This is a genomic window from Priestia sp. SB1 (assembly GCF_038898415.1).
In genome coordinates this window covers 484,744-501,277 of record NZ_JBBJSS010000004.1, presented here as the reverse complement: position 1 = coordinate 501,277, position 16,534 = coordinate 484,744, and the positions used below count along the sequence as shown (strand labels likewise).

16 protein-coding genes and 1 pseudogene are annotated in these 16,534 nt (G+C 36.1%); 12 read left to right on the top strand and 5 right to left on the bottom strand.

Annotated elements, in window-relative coordinates:
- The first annotated feature begins 417 nt into the window (after nucleotides 1–417).
- Nucleotides 418–1,260, top strand: a complete 843-nt coding sequence (locus WKH56_RS17695) for a hypothetical protein (RefSeq protein WP_028413482.1) — start codon at nucleotides 418–420, stop codon at nucleotides 1,258–1,260.
- Nucleotides 1,261–1,330: 70 nt separating this feature from the next.
- Here WKH56_RS17695 and WKH56_RS17690 read toward each other — a convergent pair.
- Nucleotides 1,331–1,692 (bottom strand): annotated as a pseudogene (locus WKH56_RS17690) (MFS transporter); the annotation flags it as partial.
- 332 nt (nucleotides 1,693–2,024) lie between these two features.
- Between WKH56_RS17690 and WKH56_RS17685 the strand changes: the two are divergent.
- Complete coding sequence (locus tag WKH56_RS17685; RefSeq protein WP_047751048.1) at nucleotides 2,025–2,222, top strand: hypothetical protein; 198 nt, start codon at nucleotides 2,025–2,027, stop codon at nucleotides 2,220–2,222.
- 67 nt (nucleotides 2,223–2,289) lie between these two features.
- Here WKH56_RS17685 and WKH56_RS17680 read toward each other — a convergent pair whose 3' ends face one another.
- The 3 genes from WKH56_RS17680 to WKH56_RS17670 form a co-directional block, all read right to left on the bottom strand.
- Complete coding sequence (locus WKH56_RS17680; protein ID WP_221833390.1) at nucleotides 2,290–3,075, bottom strand: nucleotidyltransferase domain-containing protein; 786 nt, start codon at nucleotides 3,073–3,075, stop codon at nucleotides 2,290–2,292.
- Nucleotides 3,076–3,231: 156 nt separating this feature from the next.
- Nucleotides 3,232–3,702, bottom strand: coding sequence for a DinB family protein (locus tag WKH56_RS17675; protein WP_257042505.1), 471 nt, complete (start codon nucleotides 3,700–3,702; stop codon nucleotides 3,232–3,234).
- 15 nt (nucleotides 3,703–3,717) lie between these two features.
- Nucleotides 3,718–5,271, bottom strand: a complete 1,554-nt coding sequence (locus WKH56_RS17670; RefSeq protein ID WP_257042506.1) for an alpha/beta hydrolase — start codon at nucleotides 5,269–5,271, stop codon at nucleotides 3,718–3,720.
- Nucleotides 5,272–5,502: 231 nt separating this feature from the next.
- On the opposite strand from WKH56_RS17670, the gene WKH56_RS17665 reads away from it, so the two are divergent.
- Both WKH56_RS17665 and WKH56_RS17660 read left to right on the top strand, forming a co-directional pair.
- Nucleotides 5,503–5,628 carry an anti-repressor SinI family protein gene (locus WKH56_RS17665; RefSeq protein WP_081214008.1) on the top strand — a complete coding sequence of 42 codons (126 nt, stop codon included), beginning with the start codon at nucleotides 5,503–5,505 and terminating at the stop codon, nucleotides 5,626–5,628.
- 203 nt (nucleotides 5,629–5,831) lie between these two features.
- Entirely contained in the window at nucleotides 5,832–6,167 is a 336-nt protein-coding gene (locus WKH56_RS17660) for a helix-turn-helix domain-containing protein (protein ID WP_063248066.1), read from the top strand.
- A 105-nt stretch (nucleotides 6,168–6,272) separates the two neighbouring features.
- Here WKH56_RS17660 and WKH56_RS17655 read toward each other — a convergent pair whose 3' ends face one another.
- Complete coding sequence (locus WKH56_RS17655) at nucleotides 6,273–7,361, bottom strand: FAD-dependent monooxygenase (protein WP_275211148.1); 1,089 nt, start codon at nucleotides 7,359–7,361, stop codon at nucleotides 6,273–6,275.
- Between the two features lie 331 nt (nucleotides 7,362–7,692).
- On the opposite strand from WKH56_RS17655, the gene WKH56_RS17650 reads away from it, so the two are divergent.
- From WKH56_RS17650 to WKH56_RS17615, 8 genes are all read left to right on the top strand, one after another.
- Nucleotides 7,693–8,088, top strand: coding sequence for a CDI toxin immunity protein (locus WKH56_RS17650; protein ID WP_014460246.1), 396 nt, complete (start codon nucleotides 7,693–7,695; stop codon nucleotides 8,086–8,088).
- Between the two features lie 221 nt (nucleotides 8,089–8,309).
- Nucleotides 8,310–9,086 (top strand): NUDIX domain-containing protein, encoded by a 777-nt coding sequence (locus tag WKH56_RS17645; protein WP_028413475.1) that lies wholly within the window; start codon nucleotides 8,310–8,312, stop codon nucleotides 9,084–9,086.
- Nucleotides 9,087–9,158: 72 nt separating this feature from the next.
- Nucleotides 9,159–9,707: a cysteine hydrolase family protein gene (locus WKH56_RS17640; protein ID WP_063248064.1), complete on the top strand. Its 549-nt coding sequence runs from the start codon at nucleotides 9,159–9,161 to the stop codon at nucleotides 9,705–9,707.
- Between the two features lie 23 nt (nucleotides 9,708–9,730).
- Nucleotides 9,731–11,200, top strand: coding sequence for a nicotinate phosphoribosyltransferase (locus tag WKH56_RS17635; RefSeq protein WP_028413473.1), 1,470 nt, complete (start codon nucleotides 9,731–9,733; stop codon nucleotides 11,198–11,200).
- A 15-nt stretch (nucleotides 11,201–11,215) separates the two neighbouring features.
- Nucleotides 11,216–11,896 (top strand): nicotinate (nicotinamide) nucleotide adenylyltransferase, encoded by a 681-nt coding sequence (nadD, locus tag WKH56_RS17630; protein ID WP_049164380.1) that lies wholly within the window; start codon nucleotides 11,216–11,218, stop codon nucleotides 11,894–11,896.
- 34 nt (nucleotides 11,897–11,930) lie between these two features.
- Complete coding sequence (gene nadE / locus WKH56_RS17625; RefSeq protein WP_063248063.1) at nucleotides 11,931–12,752, top strand: ammonia-dependent NAD(+) synthetase; 822 nt, start codon at nucleotides 11,931–11,933, stop codon at nucleotides 12,750–12,752.
- A 181-nt stretch (nucleotides 12,753–12,933) separates the two neighbouring features.
- Entirely contained in the window at nucleotides 12,934–13,371 is a 438-nt protein-coding gene (locus WKH56_RS17620; RefSeq protein WP_013056909.1) for a S1 domain-containing RNA-binding protein, read from the top strand.
- Between the two features lie 740 nt (nucleotides 13,372–14,111).
- On the top strand, nucleotides 14,112–16,523 hold the full coding sequence (locus tag WKH56_RS17615) for a S8 family serine peptidase (RefSeq protein WP_063248062.1): 2,412 nt from the start codon (nucleotides 14,112–14,114) through the stop codon (nucleotides 16,521–16,523).
- Nucleotides 16,524–16,534: the final 11 nt, after the last annotated feature.

Here is a 16,534-nt window from a genome sequence, read left to right as displayed (position 1 = left end):
GTACTATTTTTATGAAGAAAATGGTTAATTTATATTTTTAAAAAACAAGTAAACCCGCTAAAAAGATTACAAATTTATTATTTTAAATCAGAAATAGGGGGTGAAATATCAAATTAACTCTAAGTATAGAATTATATGTTAAAGTAAATAACCGTTTTCTAAACAGTGAAACGGTTATTTACTTTTTTCTAATTAGTTTCGTTGCGCGTCAGATAAAAGGTCTAATAATTAAGCAATTGTTCGTAAAACTGAGGATAAGAGATTTTTTAAAGCTGCTACTAACAGATAAAATACTGTTGCTTTTAATGGTTTATCTATAGAAAACTTGATAATTTTTCTAAAATCGTTCTTTTGGAGTACATAATATATGCTATCATTGTTTGGTGAAAAAACTACATACCAAAAAAAGGAGAAAAAATGAAGAATTTAAGAAAAATCGGCCTAGGACTTGTAGCATCTTTGCTATCTATTAGTTTAGTAGCTTGTGGATCAACGAAAGAAGAACAAAAACAAGGATCTGCTAAGCAAGAGCAGAAACAAATGGGGAAAGAGCAGAAAAAACTCGAACAAAAACTCTCTAAATTAGAGAGTGAGTATGAAGAATATACAAAAGAAAAAGGATATATGGAATCTGATGATTATCTTGTTTTTGAAGCAGACTTTAACATACTAGCAAAGTCAATTGAAAGCAAGAATATTCTTCAGGGCGATGATGGTGAACTAGACAAACATGTAAAAGACTTAAAAACTGAGATAGACCATTTAAGTAATGATCAAGCAATAAAAGCTCAGAAGCGTTATGGTTCGGCAGTAGATGTGTACGAGGCTGCAATTGGTACTCATATGCATATTGTGTTAACTAAAGCGGATATTACTCAGCACTTTAATGCGGTGAACACTATTGAGTTAGACAAAGATTTTAATGCAGATAGCTACGATTATGAAAAAATTGATGCAGACGCAACTGAGGCTATTAAGTCTATACAAGGAATGCCTATGAAAAGAATAAAGCTTATTAAGGAAGAGTTGGAGAAATATAAAGCTAGCTTTAGTACTGAAGAATATAATCAATTAAATTCCGCAGTCACTAGCGTGACTTCGTCATTAAATAAACAAGTTGAAATGCTAGAAGTTCTACAAAAAGAAAGTGGTAAGGATAAATCAACTTTAGAAGAAAACACAAAAGCTGCTGAAACACAATTTTTAGATGCTAAAGAAAAAGTGTCTGCATTTGAATCTAAATATGATATCCAAATGTAAAATATATGCTTTAAATATAATTGTTTATTAAAATAAAAAGCCGTTTCTTAACCAAAGAAACGGCTTTTTATTATTTCTCTCTATTGATCTTTGGTGTACGTAAGAAGAGAGAGAGTAATAACGCAACTAGAGTCAATAGCGTCGCAAATAAGAATACATCGTTACTGCCATATCTATAGTCGAAGTTGTTATTGCTTTAGCGAGGTGTTCCGTAGTTTGTTGCGTCATAATTGTAACAAGTATAGCAGTACCAATTGAACCTGCAACTTGACGAATTGTATTATTTAAAGCTGTACCGTGAGAAATTAAATGTTGAGGTAATTGGTTGATGCATTAAGTCACAATCGGCATCATAATTAATGCACCTGGCAATAATAGTAGATTTGATTGAAGCGGCGTAAAGCCTCGAATGCTTTATAGATAGATTGGCAGCGGTTTTGAAATTATTTAGGATGAAACATAAAAAAATATAATAAGATTTGTTGAAAATCAACTTGGGAATTATTGATGTAATTTTCTGAAACTTTTATTAGTGCTATAACGTATAGTAAGTATAGGGAACGTTAATTTAAATTCCTTTTTGCGGAAAAACGTTTAACATAAAGTCGAATCATCTGTTAGTTCTGTTTTGTTTAAAAGAATGTGGAGGGGATAGCTATTAAAAAACTTGCCATTTTACTTGTTGGAGGGCTTTTATCCTGCGGAGGATATATGCTGTATTACGCGACGCTAGGTGAACTAAAGAAGAAAGAGGGGATATTAAAATGACAATGTGGCTATGGGCAGGCGGATGTATAGTGTTTTTGTTAGCAATGGGTTACATTGCAGATCGTGTAGCAATAAGGAAAAACATTGAATTTAGTCCGGAGGATGGAATTAAAAATGCTACAGATGCAGAACAAATTTATGTGGAGAGCTATTTGAATGAAACAAAAAACACGAATAATAATATACCGCTTTAATAGAAATTATAAATAAAAGGCTTATCCGCTGCTACTTGCATTAGGGATAAGCCTTTTTGTTTTATACTTAGTTCCAAACTTCGTCTAAAGTATCTCTAAACAATTGATCTAATTCATATGTAGGGTCATCTAATTCTACAGATAAAGTTCTGACGTATTTGTCTAAACGGTCAATTTCTATGTTTAAAAATTCATTAATAACATTGATGCGTGGTTCTAAATCTAACTCATCACCACTAATTTTACGCTTTAACAGCTTACTAACCTCTTCTTTTAATTCTCCTTCTGGTAACAGTTTCTCTAAGAGAATAGGGAATTCTAGTGGAGGAAATTCGTTATATTGTTCAACCCACTTAGCAGCTAACACGGGTCTTAAAACGTAAAAATATTTTTTGATTTTGACTTCGTCACCTTGTAAATACTCTCTAAAGTTATTTCTAGCCATATTTAAATAGTGGTATATACAAGAAGTAGGAGTAAAGATGTTAGAATGTAGTTTTTTCATTTTATCAAATGTTGAATACGCCTTGTAATATACAATGTTTGATTGCATCCATTCTAGTAAAGGTGGGTTTGATTTTCTAAAAAGTTTTAATGTCTTGGTTAAGTCCCAGCCGCTAACATCTAATAGGTCATTAATAGGTAGCTCTATTACATCTCGCTTTTTACCTACACCGATTGGGTCAATGCTTAAATATTTATTTTTCTTATGAATATAAATAAATCTAACATCATAATCGCTATCTTTAGATGGAAAGTCCCACGCTCTACTTCCAGATTCACAAGCGTATAATACCTTTACGTCGTAATCTTCTTCAATTTTATTTAAAGCTGCAACAATTGTTTCTCTCATAACCCAACCTCATTTTCTTTTAATGCTTTCTATATACAAAAGCTATTACTATTTCTCCTATTATATTTCATAATGGATGAAAAATGGTAAATAAATAAAAGAAGCTTCCTTTAGGCCTCTAAAAAACTACGAAAATATAGAGAGTGAAAAATTATATCACTCAAAAAGCACTACATCGAGTCCGTTTCTGCGGTAACAGGTTAGAAGTGTATATAGTTCTGCACGGTGATGATATAAATGAGACTGAATTTCAAGCAGCCATTCAAAGTGCGTATACGTACATCCCCAATAGGATGTCTGCGGTGAAAATAGCTTTCGTTCGTCAAAAGAAGAGTAGGCTGCTTTTAGCTGGTTAAAACCATCTATTAAAGCTGCTTTGAGTTCAAGCTTTGTGTAAGATGGGTGCTGCAGATAAAAGTCATTCATTTTATCTGCAGAGTAGCCTAAGGAAATATGATAGTCTGCAGTACAAATGAGACATAAATGCTGCAGCAGCTCTTGAATAGACCGCTTGTGAGGGAGGGGACGATAAGCAAGCTCTTCTTCTGTAACCTCATCAATGATCGCGGTGAGAGACTGGACGTTGACGTGTATTTGATTAAACACCATCTCACAGTACGAATTCATGTATTCACATCCTTTTTATTCAACTAAATACTGCATTTTTTGATTCAGCCAGTACTCTGATTTTTCATTGTTATCGAGCTTGATATAGCAATCGACAATTTCATCATAAATGAATTCTTTTTCTTCCACTAAATCAATAAATTTAACGAGTAAAAATACGGCTTTCGAAACTTTTCCATTCTCACAAAGCCATTCTTTCATCCAGATTAATATATCAAGAAGAATAATCTCTATTTTCACTCGGATATCAAGGAACCAGTCGTCATAAATCGTTGTTAAATAATGAGGAACTAATTGATGCAGGCGTTGTTCAGCTTCCTTAAATTTCAGCGACGGGTCAGACTGTTCGGTTATCCACTGAAGGTCAGTTAGTAAATCTAATCCATCGCTTGACACATCGGCATTTAAAGAAATGAGCTGCCTGTTAACAAGTAAAACCGGCTCTGAATTTTCTGCGTTCAATAATTTTTTTAAATGAGACAAGTAGACGCGTAAATTCTTTTTGGCGTTGCTTAAAGGCATTTCGGGCCACAGCGCTTCGCATAGCTGTTCTCTGCTGATAGAATGGTGAAAAATAAGATATAGTAAAATTTCTTGAGCAAAGCGCTTATTCCAGCCTTCTGTAATAGGCTGACCATTTACATAGACGGAAAAAGAGTATAAGAAATCTACTTTAAGAGAGGGTGTATGGGCATGAAAATCTTTTTGTATGTCTATAGCCGTATCACTTTCCCAGTTTTTAAGTATTTTCATAGAATCATTCTTTAAAGAAGGCAGCTGGCCTGTATTACTTTTAATAAAATCTATGACAATTTCTCTGAATAAAGCTGTTTTTTCTTTTACTAGAAATAGAGAATGTGCGTTAGGTATGGTCATATGACTGTAGTTTTTTAAAAACATCGTTTTTGAAATCAGATACTGAGATGAAAACAGCAAATCATGTTGGCCAGATACAGTGAGTACAGGAAGTGAAATGCTGCTTAGCTCTTGAAATAGACTGGCTGTAATAGAAAGTTTAACGAAGCGGAAATATACATTGGGATCCATTTGTTTAAGTCTTTCAATAACCTCTTGCATGTTTGTATATTCCAGACTTTCCAGTTTGCCTAATTCAAGGATTTTATTTACCGGTATTTGATTTTTGCTTTCTTCGTTGTAACATCTCTTAATCTTTTGAATGGTGCTATCTGAATAAAAAGGAAGAGACAGTAGTATCAGTCCTTCAACAAGAAACTCATAGCGTGCAGCAAATTTAACAGCGATTTGTCCTCCAAATCCCACGCCAACTAAGTAACATTTCTTTATATGCAACGTATGTAATAAGTGGAAAAGATCTTCAATATGAGCCTCAAACGATAATTCTCCTGTAGCGGAGGCGCTATTTCCTGTCTCTCTCAAATCGTAATGAATAACACGGTAATGTTGGGTTAATTCCGCAGTAATGGAATCAAAAAGCGTATGATCAGTAATAACAGAATGAATCATAACAATGGTTTCTGTCTTGTCAGTGAATACAGGCGAATGAACTTCATAGTAAATTTTTTCTGTCGCCGTATGCAGAAAAGGCATAAAAACAATCCTCCTAGTGTCTAACTGTAGCGTTTGTGTAACGGTAAAATTATTATGATAAGAATAGACAAAAATTTCAAAAAAATTGGTGCTTTTAGTAATTAAAAAATGTCTAATGTTCTAGTAATATCCATTATACTGTAAAACCATAGTGAGAAATAAGGGAAAATGCCCAAAAACAGTAAAAAGAAAACGTTATCAATTTTATAGAAAGAAGAAAGGAGTAGAGTTATGAATCTTAAAGACGAAAAAGCGTTGGACTTAGAATGGGTTATGCTCATAATGGAAGCAAAAGAAACAGGTATAAGCATCGAGGAAGTTAGACAATTTTTACAAAGTATTAGTTCAAATTCTTAGCCGATACAATGATAAGGGGATAAATCGTTCCCAAGTATAGATAACCTTTATAACCAGTCTCAAGCTATTTTCACTAGATGCATAATCATCCTTTTTTAGATGTATAATCACCCTTTTATGGTAAGAACGTTTATTTATAATGCACGGTAAAGTGAAATTATGGTATTATTATCGATAAGTAAGCATTAGTAAGGGTGATTATAATGACAATTGGCCAACGTATTCGAGATCTTAGAACGAAACAGGGAATGTCGCTAACAGAACTTGCAAACCGAGCGGGTGTTGCTAAATCGTACATATCTTCAGTAGAAAGAGGAATTCAGCTCAACCCATCTATTCAATTTCTAAACAAAATTTCTACCTCATTGAACGTGAGTATTGATAGATTGATTCATGAGCCTATGGGTAAATCTGAATCGTTGGATATTGATAATGAGTGGCTTGAGTTAGCAAAAGAAGCAGCGGAGTCAGGAATAAGCAAAGAGCAGTTTAAACAATTTCTTGAATTTCAAAAATGGCAGCGGGCAAAGCAAGATTAACTTCGCGGAATATACATAAAAGAGAACTTACATAGCACAACTGCTAAAAAATCATGATTGCAAAAAAGAGATTCCATTTATCTATGGAATCTCTTTTTTGTTGACTTAAGAAGAAATAAAATGAGACGGGAATTCTTTTTCTCGCTGAAACTGAATACGTTCAAGAGTTATTAATCTTGGCTTTCTTTTCTGTTCAAACTGTCTCAATGTTTTTGAAATCTCTTTGTTTTGATAAAAAACTTGATGCAGTAAGTCAGACAGTAAGTCAGCATCTTTTAATGACTCGTTTAATCCAAAAGCGCCAGTAGGAGTCATCGTATGAGCAGCATCACCTAACAAGAGCAGGTGATGTTTTGACCACACTTCGCTCATGCTGCTTTGCACAGAAAGAAGCGTAAAGTCTGACCACGACTTAATAAACCTTTCAATTGAAAGGTTTAAGCTAGGGAAAGCCTCTATTAAACGCTGAATAAACGGTTTAAACGATTGTTTTCGAAGAGCAGGATAGCTGCCTTTTTCAATATTCCATCCGATTTGAACAAAGCCTTTTGCTTGAGAAAAAAGCGCTACCTGCTGCTGCTTCACAAGCGCAAATTTAATAGAAGGCTCCCAGTTGGCAGGTGCAGGAATTTTCGCCCAAAGCAAATCGTATCCATGATTATGAATATTGTTTTTTATGTGCGCAAGTTTGCGAACAGTTGAATATCGACCATCTGCTCCAATAATGATTTTACTTTCAACTATTATTTCACCCCGGCCTTTTTGCTGAGCTTTTATTCCAGTATATTGTCCTTTTTCATTTTGCGTTAGCTCCGTTACTTTTGTGCCCAGCATAAGTTTGTAGGAGGGATGGCTGCTTGCTCGGCTATCTATAGACTGAAGAAGATGCTGCTGTGGAACATGAATTCCTGCATGTCCAAGTTCAGATTCTATCGTTTTGAATACATGTCCATCTTTCCAGTATTCGACCCTAGACATTCGAAGGAGGCCTAAGCTTTCAATTTCTTCAAATATATGATGTTTTTTAAGAATCATTTCTCCATCTTCATTTAAATGTTCGCCTCGAAATTCTTTTCCAAGCTTATCAGATCTCTCTATCAGTATAGTTGATATATTTTGTTTAGCCAGTAGATAGGCTAGTAGAGCACCGCCTGGTCCGGCTCCTATTATGCACACATCTGTTTGATAGTTCATTTTCTTCACCTTGTTTGTTATATGCAATTAAGTTACTTTTAGTAAGTATATTAACTTTTATAAATGTTAATGTCAACTTTTTTATAGCTTTTCTTCTATGGAATTCGTTCTTTGGTCGAAACACAAATAAGGTTTTACATAAACAAAGTCAAAGATTAAGTTTTATGGTAAACTAAAATACACAAATTATTTTGAATAATTTGTATAAAAAGGTGAAATTTAAACATTGTTGAGAAAAAGCACGGTTGGAAAGCTGCAGGATTTTTAGCAAGAAGAGTAGAGAACGTCTCTGAAAATTCTAGCAAACTCCAATTTCGACTGGAGGATGATTATGACAAAAGTAGAACATTATATTCAAACATTGGGTAACAGTGCAGATTTGCTAACGAAAAAGCAGACAAGCATTTACTTCGAAAAACTTTCAAACACCTTTCCTTTTTTAACAATCATGCAAATTAATTGGAGAAAAGTATTAATTAAAAAGTCCGCCCGGCATATTGAAGAAATCAAAAAATGGCTTCAAGAGATGAATATAAAAGAACATCAGGTTGTTTTATTTTGGAAACGAGCAACTAAAGCCGTAAGCGTCGATTTAGCTCAGGCTCTAACGTTTTTCCAACAAACAGCTGATCTTACAGAAGAAGCGTTTATTTACTGTCCGTCTGTTGACTATGTCATTGAATATTTTAAAGACGGTAAAATGATGATCGGTTTAGCAGCACGTTAATTAAAAGGAAAAAAGCTGAGGGAAGAGGGGGAATAAGAACTTCTTCACTCGGCTTTTTATGCATATAAACTTTAAAAAATACGAAACATAACGTTATTTACAACATAAATTACCTTCTCTTTATAATTAGTGGGAAAAGTATTGACATTTTCCATAAAACAAATATAATTAACATTAATCATATTGTTAATTGTAAAAAGAGTGATCAGGAGAAATGCTGAATGTCGAACAAAAAAGCAATGACGAATCAAATGAAAAAAGAATACCCTAAACCCTATGGATATACGTCAGATATTGCTGTATTTACGATTGTGACGGAAGAAAAAGAACCATACAAACCACCTAAAATGAATTTAAAATTAATGCTTATCCAGCGAGCAATGCTAAACGCGGAGGGAGAAAAGAACAGCGAAGCAGGAAAGTGGGCGCTTCCCGGCGGATTTGTCCATCCTGATGAATCAGCTTTTGAAGCGGCTAAAAGAGAGCTCGAAGAAGAAACGGGCGTGAACGATATCCATTTAAAACACTATGGTGTCTATGATGAGCCCGGAAGAGACGATAGGGGATGGGTCATCACAAACGCACATTATGCAATTGTCCCAGAAGATAGTCTAATAAAACGAAAAGCGAATGATGATGCTGCTCGAGTTGAATTATTTAAAATAGATGAAATCTTTTCATTGCCTTTAGCTTTTGATCATGAAATCATCATTCGAGATGCAATCAAGGAAATTAAGAAAGATTTATTGCAAACGACTATTGCTCAGAAGTTTCTGCCTTCTCAGTTTACATACTCTGAACTGCAGGCTGTGCTGCTTACCGTAACGGATGATGCGGCAATTAAAAGTGATCAGGCGTTTGCACGAAAAATAAGAATGCTGCCATTCATTGAAGAAGTAGACGGAAAAACAACGACGAGAACGTCTAAAAAGCCAACAAAGCTCTACCGGTTTGTTGAGATGAATGTGATGAAGCCAATCTATACAGCACGCTATTAAAAGAAAAAACTTTCAATTCAAATAATTAACAATATGTTAACTGTTAATTTTTATTTATGAGGGGGAAACACAATGAAAAAAGCACTGATTAACATTGATTATACCAATGATTTTGTAGCTGAAAACGGGGCTTTGACATGCGGAGAACCAGGGCGACACATTGAAACATCCATAAGCGATATCACGCGTCAATTTATTGAGCAAGGCGAGTATGTCGTCTTTGCTATTGATTTTCATAAAGAAAATGATTCCTTGCATCCAGAATCAGCGCTGTTTCCGCCTCATAATATTGAAGGTTCTGCAGGCAGGAAGCTATACGGAAAGTTAAATGATTTATATAATGTGTATCAATCAAAGGCAAATGTAGAATGGATAAATAAAACGAGATACAGCGCATTTGCTGGAACAGATCTGGAGATTAAACTGCGAGAAAGACAGATTACCGATGTCTACTTAGCAGGTGTATGTACGGATATCTGTGTACTTCATACAGCAGTAGATGCTTATAATAAAGGATTTGCTATTTATATTTATGAAAAAGCCGTAGCGAGCTTTAATCAAAAAGGCCATGAGTGGGCGCTCGAACACTTTAAATCTTGCCTCGGAGCAGAAATTATTTAAGGACATAAAAGTGGAGGAAATCAATGAATATGTTTACAGATGACAGCGTAATGTTACACACCGATTTATATCAAATTAATATGGGAGAAACGTATTGGGAAGATAACATTCATCAAAAGAAGGCTGTTTTTGAAGTTTTTTTCCGCAAACTTCCTTTTGGAAATGGGTATGCTGTTTTTGCTGGATTAGAAAGAATTATTGAATATATTAAAGCATTTAAATTTAGCGAATCTGATTTAACGTACTTGCACGAAGAATTAGGTTTTAAAGAAGATTATTTAGCTTACTTAAAAGACCTTACATTCACTGGGACAATTCGATGTATGCGTGAAGGTGAGCTTGTGTTTCATAATGAACCAATTTTACGTGTAGAGGCACCGTTAATTGAAGCTCAGCTTGTAGAAACAGCGATATTAAATATTGTGAATTACCAAACGCTGATTGCAACAAAAGCAGCCCGAATCAAACATGTAGTAGGAGATCAAGTGGCAATGGAGTTTGGAACGCGACGCGCTCAAGAAATGGATGCTGCTATTTGGGGAACAAGAGCAGCCTATATTGGCGGATTTGGTGCTACTTCTAACGTGCGTGCAGGAAAGAAATTTGGAATTCCAGTTGCAGGAACGCATGCCCATGCAATGGTGCAAGCTTATAAAGATGAATATATTGCATTTCATAAATACGCTCGTCGCCATAAAAACTGTGTGTTTCTAGTTGATACGTACGATACGTTAAAATCAGGAGTTCCCAATGCGATCAAAGTAGCAAAAGAATTAGGAGACAAAATTAATTTTACGGCGATTCGTTTAGACAGCGGCGATTTAACTTATTTGTCTAAAAAAGCTCGTCAAATGTTGGATGAAGCAGGGTTTACAGAGACAAAAATTGTTGCTTCCAACGATTTAGATGAAGATACGATTATGCATTTAAAGTCGCAAGGTGCACAGATAGATATGTGGGGAATTGGTACGAAGCTCATTACTGCATATGATCAGCCAGCGCTTGGAGCAGTGTATAAACTCGTCTCTATTGAAGGAGAAAATGGCGAGATGATGGATACGATTAAAATTAGTGCGAATCCTGAAAAAGTCAGTACACCAGGGTTAAAGCGCGTATATCGTATTATTAATAATTTGAATGGGAAATCTGAAGGGGATTATATTACGATGGAAGACGAAGACCCTCAAAGCGAAGAGCGTTTAAAAATGTTCCATCCTGTTCATACGTTTATCAGTAAATTCGTCACAAATTTTGAGGCAAAAGAACTTCATCATGATATCTTTGTAAACGGAAAGCTTGTGTATGAAACAGAAGAACTTCAAGAAATTCAGCAGTACGTAAAAGATAATTTAGAGCTGCTTTGGGATGAATATAAGCGCACGCGCAATCCAGAAGAATATCCAGTAGATTTAAGCGAAAAGTGTTGGGAAAATAAAACGCGTCAAATTGCGTACGTAAAACAAAAAGTAGCGGAAGCCCTAAATAAAAAATAGTAGGGAGCTGGAGACATGTCAGATACGCTTGCTTATTTTCAACAGCTAAACCCTGATAAGAAAATAGATACGCTCCTAGAAAAAGGAGCGAAAATTGGGATTTATGGTTCATCTTTTGATCCGGTTACCAACGTTCATCTTTGGACGGCATCAACGGTTGCGCATCGAAAGAAGTTAGATGCTATTATCTTCTTGCCTTCATCGCACAAACGGACAGACAAAAAGCTCCAAACGTCTGATGAACACCGTGTAAATATGGTTAGCTTAGCGATTAAAGACAACCCGAAATTTTTGCTCGATACGTATGAGCTAGACGTATTGCCCGGCTATCATTACACATACTACACTATGGAGCACTTTAAAAAATTGCTCCCACACGCTGACTTATTTTTTATTATGGGAGCCGACTTACTGCAAGATATTGGTGAGGGCAAGTGGAAGAAAGCAGATGAACTTATTAGTCAAAACCAGTTTATCATCATGGCAAGAGAGGGAATAGACATGTTGAAAGCTATTAGTCATTCTCCTTTGCTTCGAAATTATGACGACGGCCGATTTCAACTTCTTGATAAGGGGCTAGCAATGGAAATCAGCTCTACTTATATTCGTCAAGAATTTGCCAGGGGCGGAGAACCACGATATTTAATGCCTGATCTCTGTTATTTTTATAGTAAAAAACATGGATTGTATCAGTAAGAAATCTACATATAATGGAAGGAGAGCATGTATCATGTCAGACATGCAAGAAAAAATAAGAAAAGAGCTACATGTGAAATCTGAAATTGATCCAGCACAAGAAATTCGTGCCCGCGTTGATTTTTTGAAAAACTACCTAAAGTCAGCAAATGCAAAAGGCTTTGTATTAGGTATAAGCGGAGGGCAGGACTCTAGTTTAGCTGGACGATTAGCGCAGATTGCTGTAGACGAATTGCGAAAAGAAGAATATGAAGCAAAATTTGTAGCCGTTCGCTTGCCTCATGGCACGCAGCATGATGAAGCGGATGCGAAGGCTTCACTAGAATTTATTAAACCTAATGAAACATATACATTTAATATTAAAAACACGGTGGAAGCATTTGAAAGTTCGTTTACAGGTGCTACAGATATAGCGCTGTCTGATTTTCATAAAGGAAATGTCAAAGCACGTACGCGTATGATTGTACAGTATGCAATCGGAGGAGAAAACGGCCTTTTAGTTATCGGAACCGATCATGCAGCAGAAGCAGTAACAGGTTTTTTTACAAAATACGGAGATGGCGGAGCAGACGTGCTGCCTCTAACGGGATTAACAAAACGTCAAGGAAAAGCATTACTAAAAGAATTAGGTGCAGATAAACGATTGTACGAAAAAGTACCAACCGCTGACTTATTAGATAATAGTCCTGGTCAATCTGATGAAACGGAACTAGGAATTTCTTATGATGAACTAGACAATTATTTGGAAGGAAAAGAAGTATCACAAGAAGCCGCTGAAAAAATTGAACAGCGCTATCGTATTACTGAACATAAGCGTCAGTTACCGGCTAGCATGTTTGATGAATGGTGGAAATGAGAGAAATGCCCATATTAGGTATATCTAATATGGGCATTATTTTGACTGATTTCTTTCAAAAAACAAAAAAGAGGCGGAAAAAGTATAATTTAACAAATTGTTTTCTCATACACACTTTGTTATTCTTACGCACTTTGGTATAATGAAGTGCTTTTAATATTATTGAGGAGGAACATTTTTTATGGCAGTTGAAGTAGGTAGCAAGGTACAAGGTAAAGTAACAGGTATTACTAATTTTGGAGCATTTGTAGAATTACCTGGAGGTCAAACTGGGCTTGTACATATTAGTGAGGTAGCTGACAGCTACGTAAAAGACATTAATGACCATCTTAAAGTTGGTCAAGAAATTGAAGTGAAAGTCGTTAATGAGAAAGACGGAAAAATTGGATTATCCATTAAAAAAGCGATAGATAAACCGGAAAGACCCTCATCTTCTTATTCACAGCGCCCGCCACGTCAGGCAAGAAATAATGATAATCGTTCTAAAAGCAACTTCCAACCAAAGGAAAACTTCGAACAAAAAATGGCGCGTTTCTTAAAAGATAGTGAAGATAATTTATCTACACTAAAACGCAGCACTGAATCAAAACGAGGTGGCAGAGGCGGAAGACGCGGATAAATCCCTTCCACTCTAACTACTTTATTATATAGTTGAAGCAAGCCAGTAAAAATTGGCTTGCTTCTTTTTTGTGATAGCTTAAGTACATACGCTAGAAGAGTAAAAAGAAGGTTAAGCATTTACTTAGTTGTAAAGTAGATGCCAATCGTGACAAGCGATGAAAGAAGATCAAGGATGAGTAGGATGAAATTTAAATCTATCATAATCATACCTCCCTTTTTGCGAGCGTTGACGTTAGTATCTGCACGAACTAATTTTATTATTCGTAATTTTTAAAAATTTCATTTAATTAAATGCGATATTTAATATTTAATTAAACTATGTTCTAAATAATAATTAATAAAATAAAAAACGCTTATAAGAACAATTTTCTTAAAATAATAAAAAAACCTTATAAGTAAACGAAGAGAAAGTAGGAATGAGTCTCTCATCGAAATAGCTAAATTAACAGAGAATCGTCAGTATTCTTGTATATTCATCTAATTCCTTCATAATTTTAGGAATAAAAAAGTGCTGAAAAAGCGAAAAACAGACAAAATTCTTTCTTTTTTGAGCAGTAGTGCTCAGTTTGGAGAAATATATAAAATGATTCCATAGACTCAAGGATTTTATAGTAATATATAGAACTTCCATACTATTCTAGTTTTTAGCTCATTAGCTAAGTAAAAGATGCGTATGTTTTGGGGATGAAGACATACATAGTCGTACGAATTATAGAGAGAAATGGAGAGGGAAAAACGATGAAGAAAGTATCAATTCGGGCTGTATTGAGTACAGTAGCATTTTCGGTTGCTTTATCTTCTTTTGCAATGGGAGCATCGGCTAACGGGAATTCAAAGCCGGCGCTGGAACCGTCACTAGTTAAAATTCAAGGAGACTATAACTTAAAGTCGGCTAAAAAAGTAAAAGTTATTGTGGAGTTAAATGAAGAGTCTGTAGCGGAAGCCAAGAAAAAAGGAGTAGCGCAAAGTAAAGGAAAGATTAAAAAAGCGCGTGACGAAGTGAAAAAAGAACTTTCAAAAGCTTCTAAAACTTCAAAAGTAAAGCGAGAATACGACCAAGTGTTTTCCGGGTTTTCAGCGGAACTTCCGGCTAATGACCTTGAAAAAGTAGCAAGTTTACCCGGAGTAAAAGCTATTTATCCAAGCGTTGAATATCATACAACAGAAGTAAAATCGAAAGAAGTGAGCGCCGAAGAATACGGTTCTGAAATGGATAAAAGCATTTACTACGTGGGAGCAGATCAAGCGTGGAAATCAGGATATACAGGTAAAAATATGACCGTAGCCGTTATCGATACAGGCGTTGATTACGACCACCCGGATTTAAAGTCCGCGTTTGAGAAATATAAAGGATGGGATTTTGTTGATGATGACAAAGACCCTCAAGAAACGCCGGCTGGAGATCCAAAAGGCGAAGCCACAACGCACGGTACGCACGTAGCGGGAACAATTGCAGCGGACGGAAAAATTAAAGGGATAGCTCCTGATGCTCATTTGCTTGCGTATCGTGTATTAGGTCCAGGAGGAACGGGTTCAACCGAAGACGTGATTGCCGGTATTGAACGTGCGGTAGAAGACGGGGCGGATGTAATGAACCTGTCGCTTGGAGATACGATTAATAATCCGGACTTGGCAACGAGTATTGCATTAGATTGGGCAATGGAAGAAGGAGTAGTAGCCGTTACATCAAATGGAAACAGTGGACCAGCTAACTGGACAGTAGGCTCTCCGGGAACGTCTCGTGAAGCTATTTCAGTTGGTGCGACTCAGCTTCCTTACAATTTGTATAAAACGACATTAACCATAGATAACGCAAGCTATGCTTCAGCTGAAGTAATGGGCTTTCCAAACGACAAGGCGTTACTGGATGCAAGCGGTAAAAATTATGAATTTGTACCTGTCGGACTTGGAAAACCAGAAGATTTTGAAGGAAAGGATGTAAAAGGAAAAGTAGCGGTTATTTCCCGCGGTGACATTGCATTTGTAGATAAAGTTGACAATGCGAAAAAAGCTGGCGCTGTTGCAACAGTCATTTACAATAACGTAGAAGGAACAATTCCTGATATTCCAGGTACATCTCTGCCGAGTATTCGCCTATCGAAAGCCGATGGACAAGCTTTGATATCTTCTTTAGCAAAAGGATCCGTCACGGGCTCTTTTACTGCAACCTTTAATCAGACAGTCGATGAAACAATGGCTGACTTTTCATCTCGCGGACCGGTTGTGGATACGTGGATGATTAAGCCGGACATTTCGGCACCGGGAGTCGATATTATCAGTACAGTGCCAACCAATGATCCAAGCAATCCTCATGGATATGGATCAAAACAAGGCACAAGCATGGCCGCACCGCACGTAGCAGGAGCAGCAGCGTTAATTTTACAGGCGCATCCCAATTATAAAGTAGAAGACGTAAAAGCATCTTTAATGAACACAACGGAACTGCTTCGTGACCGCAACGGGCTCATTTACCCTCATAATACGCAGGGTGCAGGAAGCATGCGCGTAGTAGATGCAATTAAAGCAAAAACGCTTATTACCCCAGGAAGTCACTCGTACGGCGTCTTTTATAAAGATAAAGGGAAACAAGTAGAAAAACAAAGCTTTAAGATTAAAAATCTATCAAATCACAGTCAAAAATACTCGGTCAAAGTGAAATTTAAGAAAAGCCATCAAGCAATTGACGTTAAATCAACAAACGATTTAGTTGTTAATGCAGGAAAAACGCAAAAAGTAAATCTCAATGTAAAAGTAGATGCAGGGAAATTATCTCCTGGCTATTACGAAGGCACAATTACGGTAAGTAACAATAAAGAAACGTACGATGTTCCAACGATCTTATTTGTAAAAGAGCCGGATTATCCTCGCGTTACTTCTGCGTATGTAGATGTACTAGGAAATGGCTCGTTTGAATACGGCAGTTATTTACCAGGAGGAGCAGAGAAGCTTAGCTATTACATTTACGATGCAACGCTAGAAAAAGGGGAATTGTTAAGTTCGTATACGAATGTAGGAAAAGGATTCTCTAGCGCAACGTGGGACGGAAAAATTAATGGTGAAGCTCTTCCAGCGGGAACTTATTATTTATACGCAGAAGCAGTAAAAGCAGGTCAGACGACTGGTTCTTTAGGAGAATTTGAAATTCAATAAATAAAAAAAGA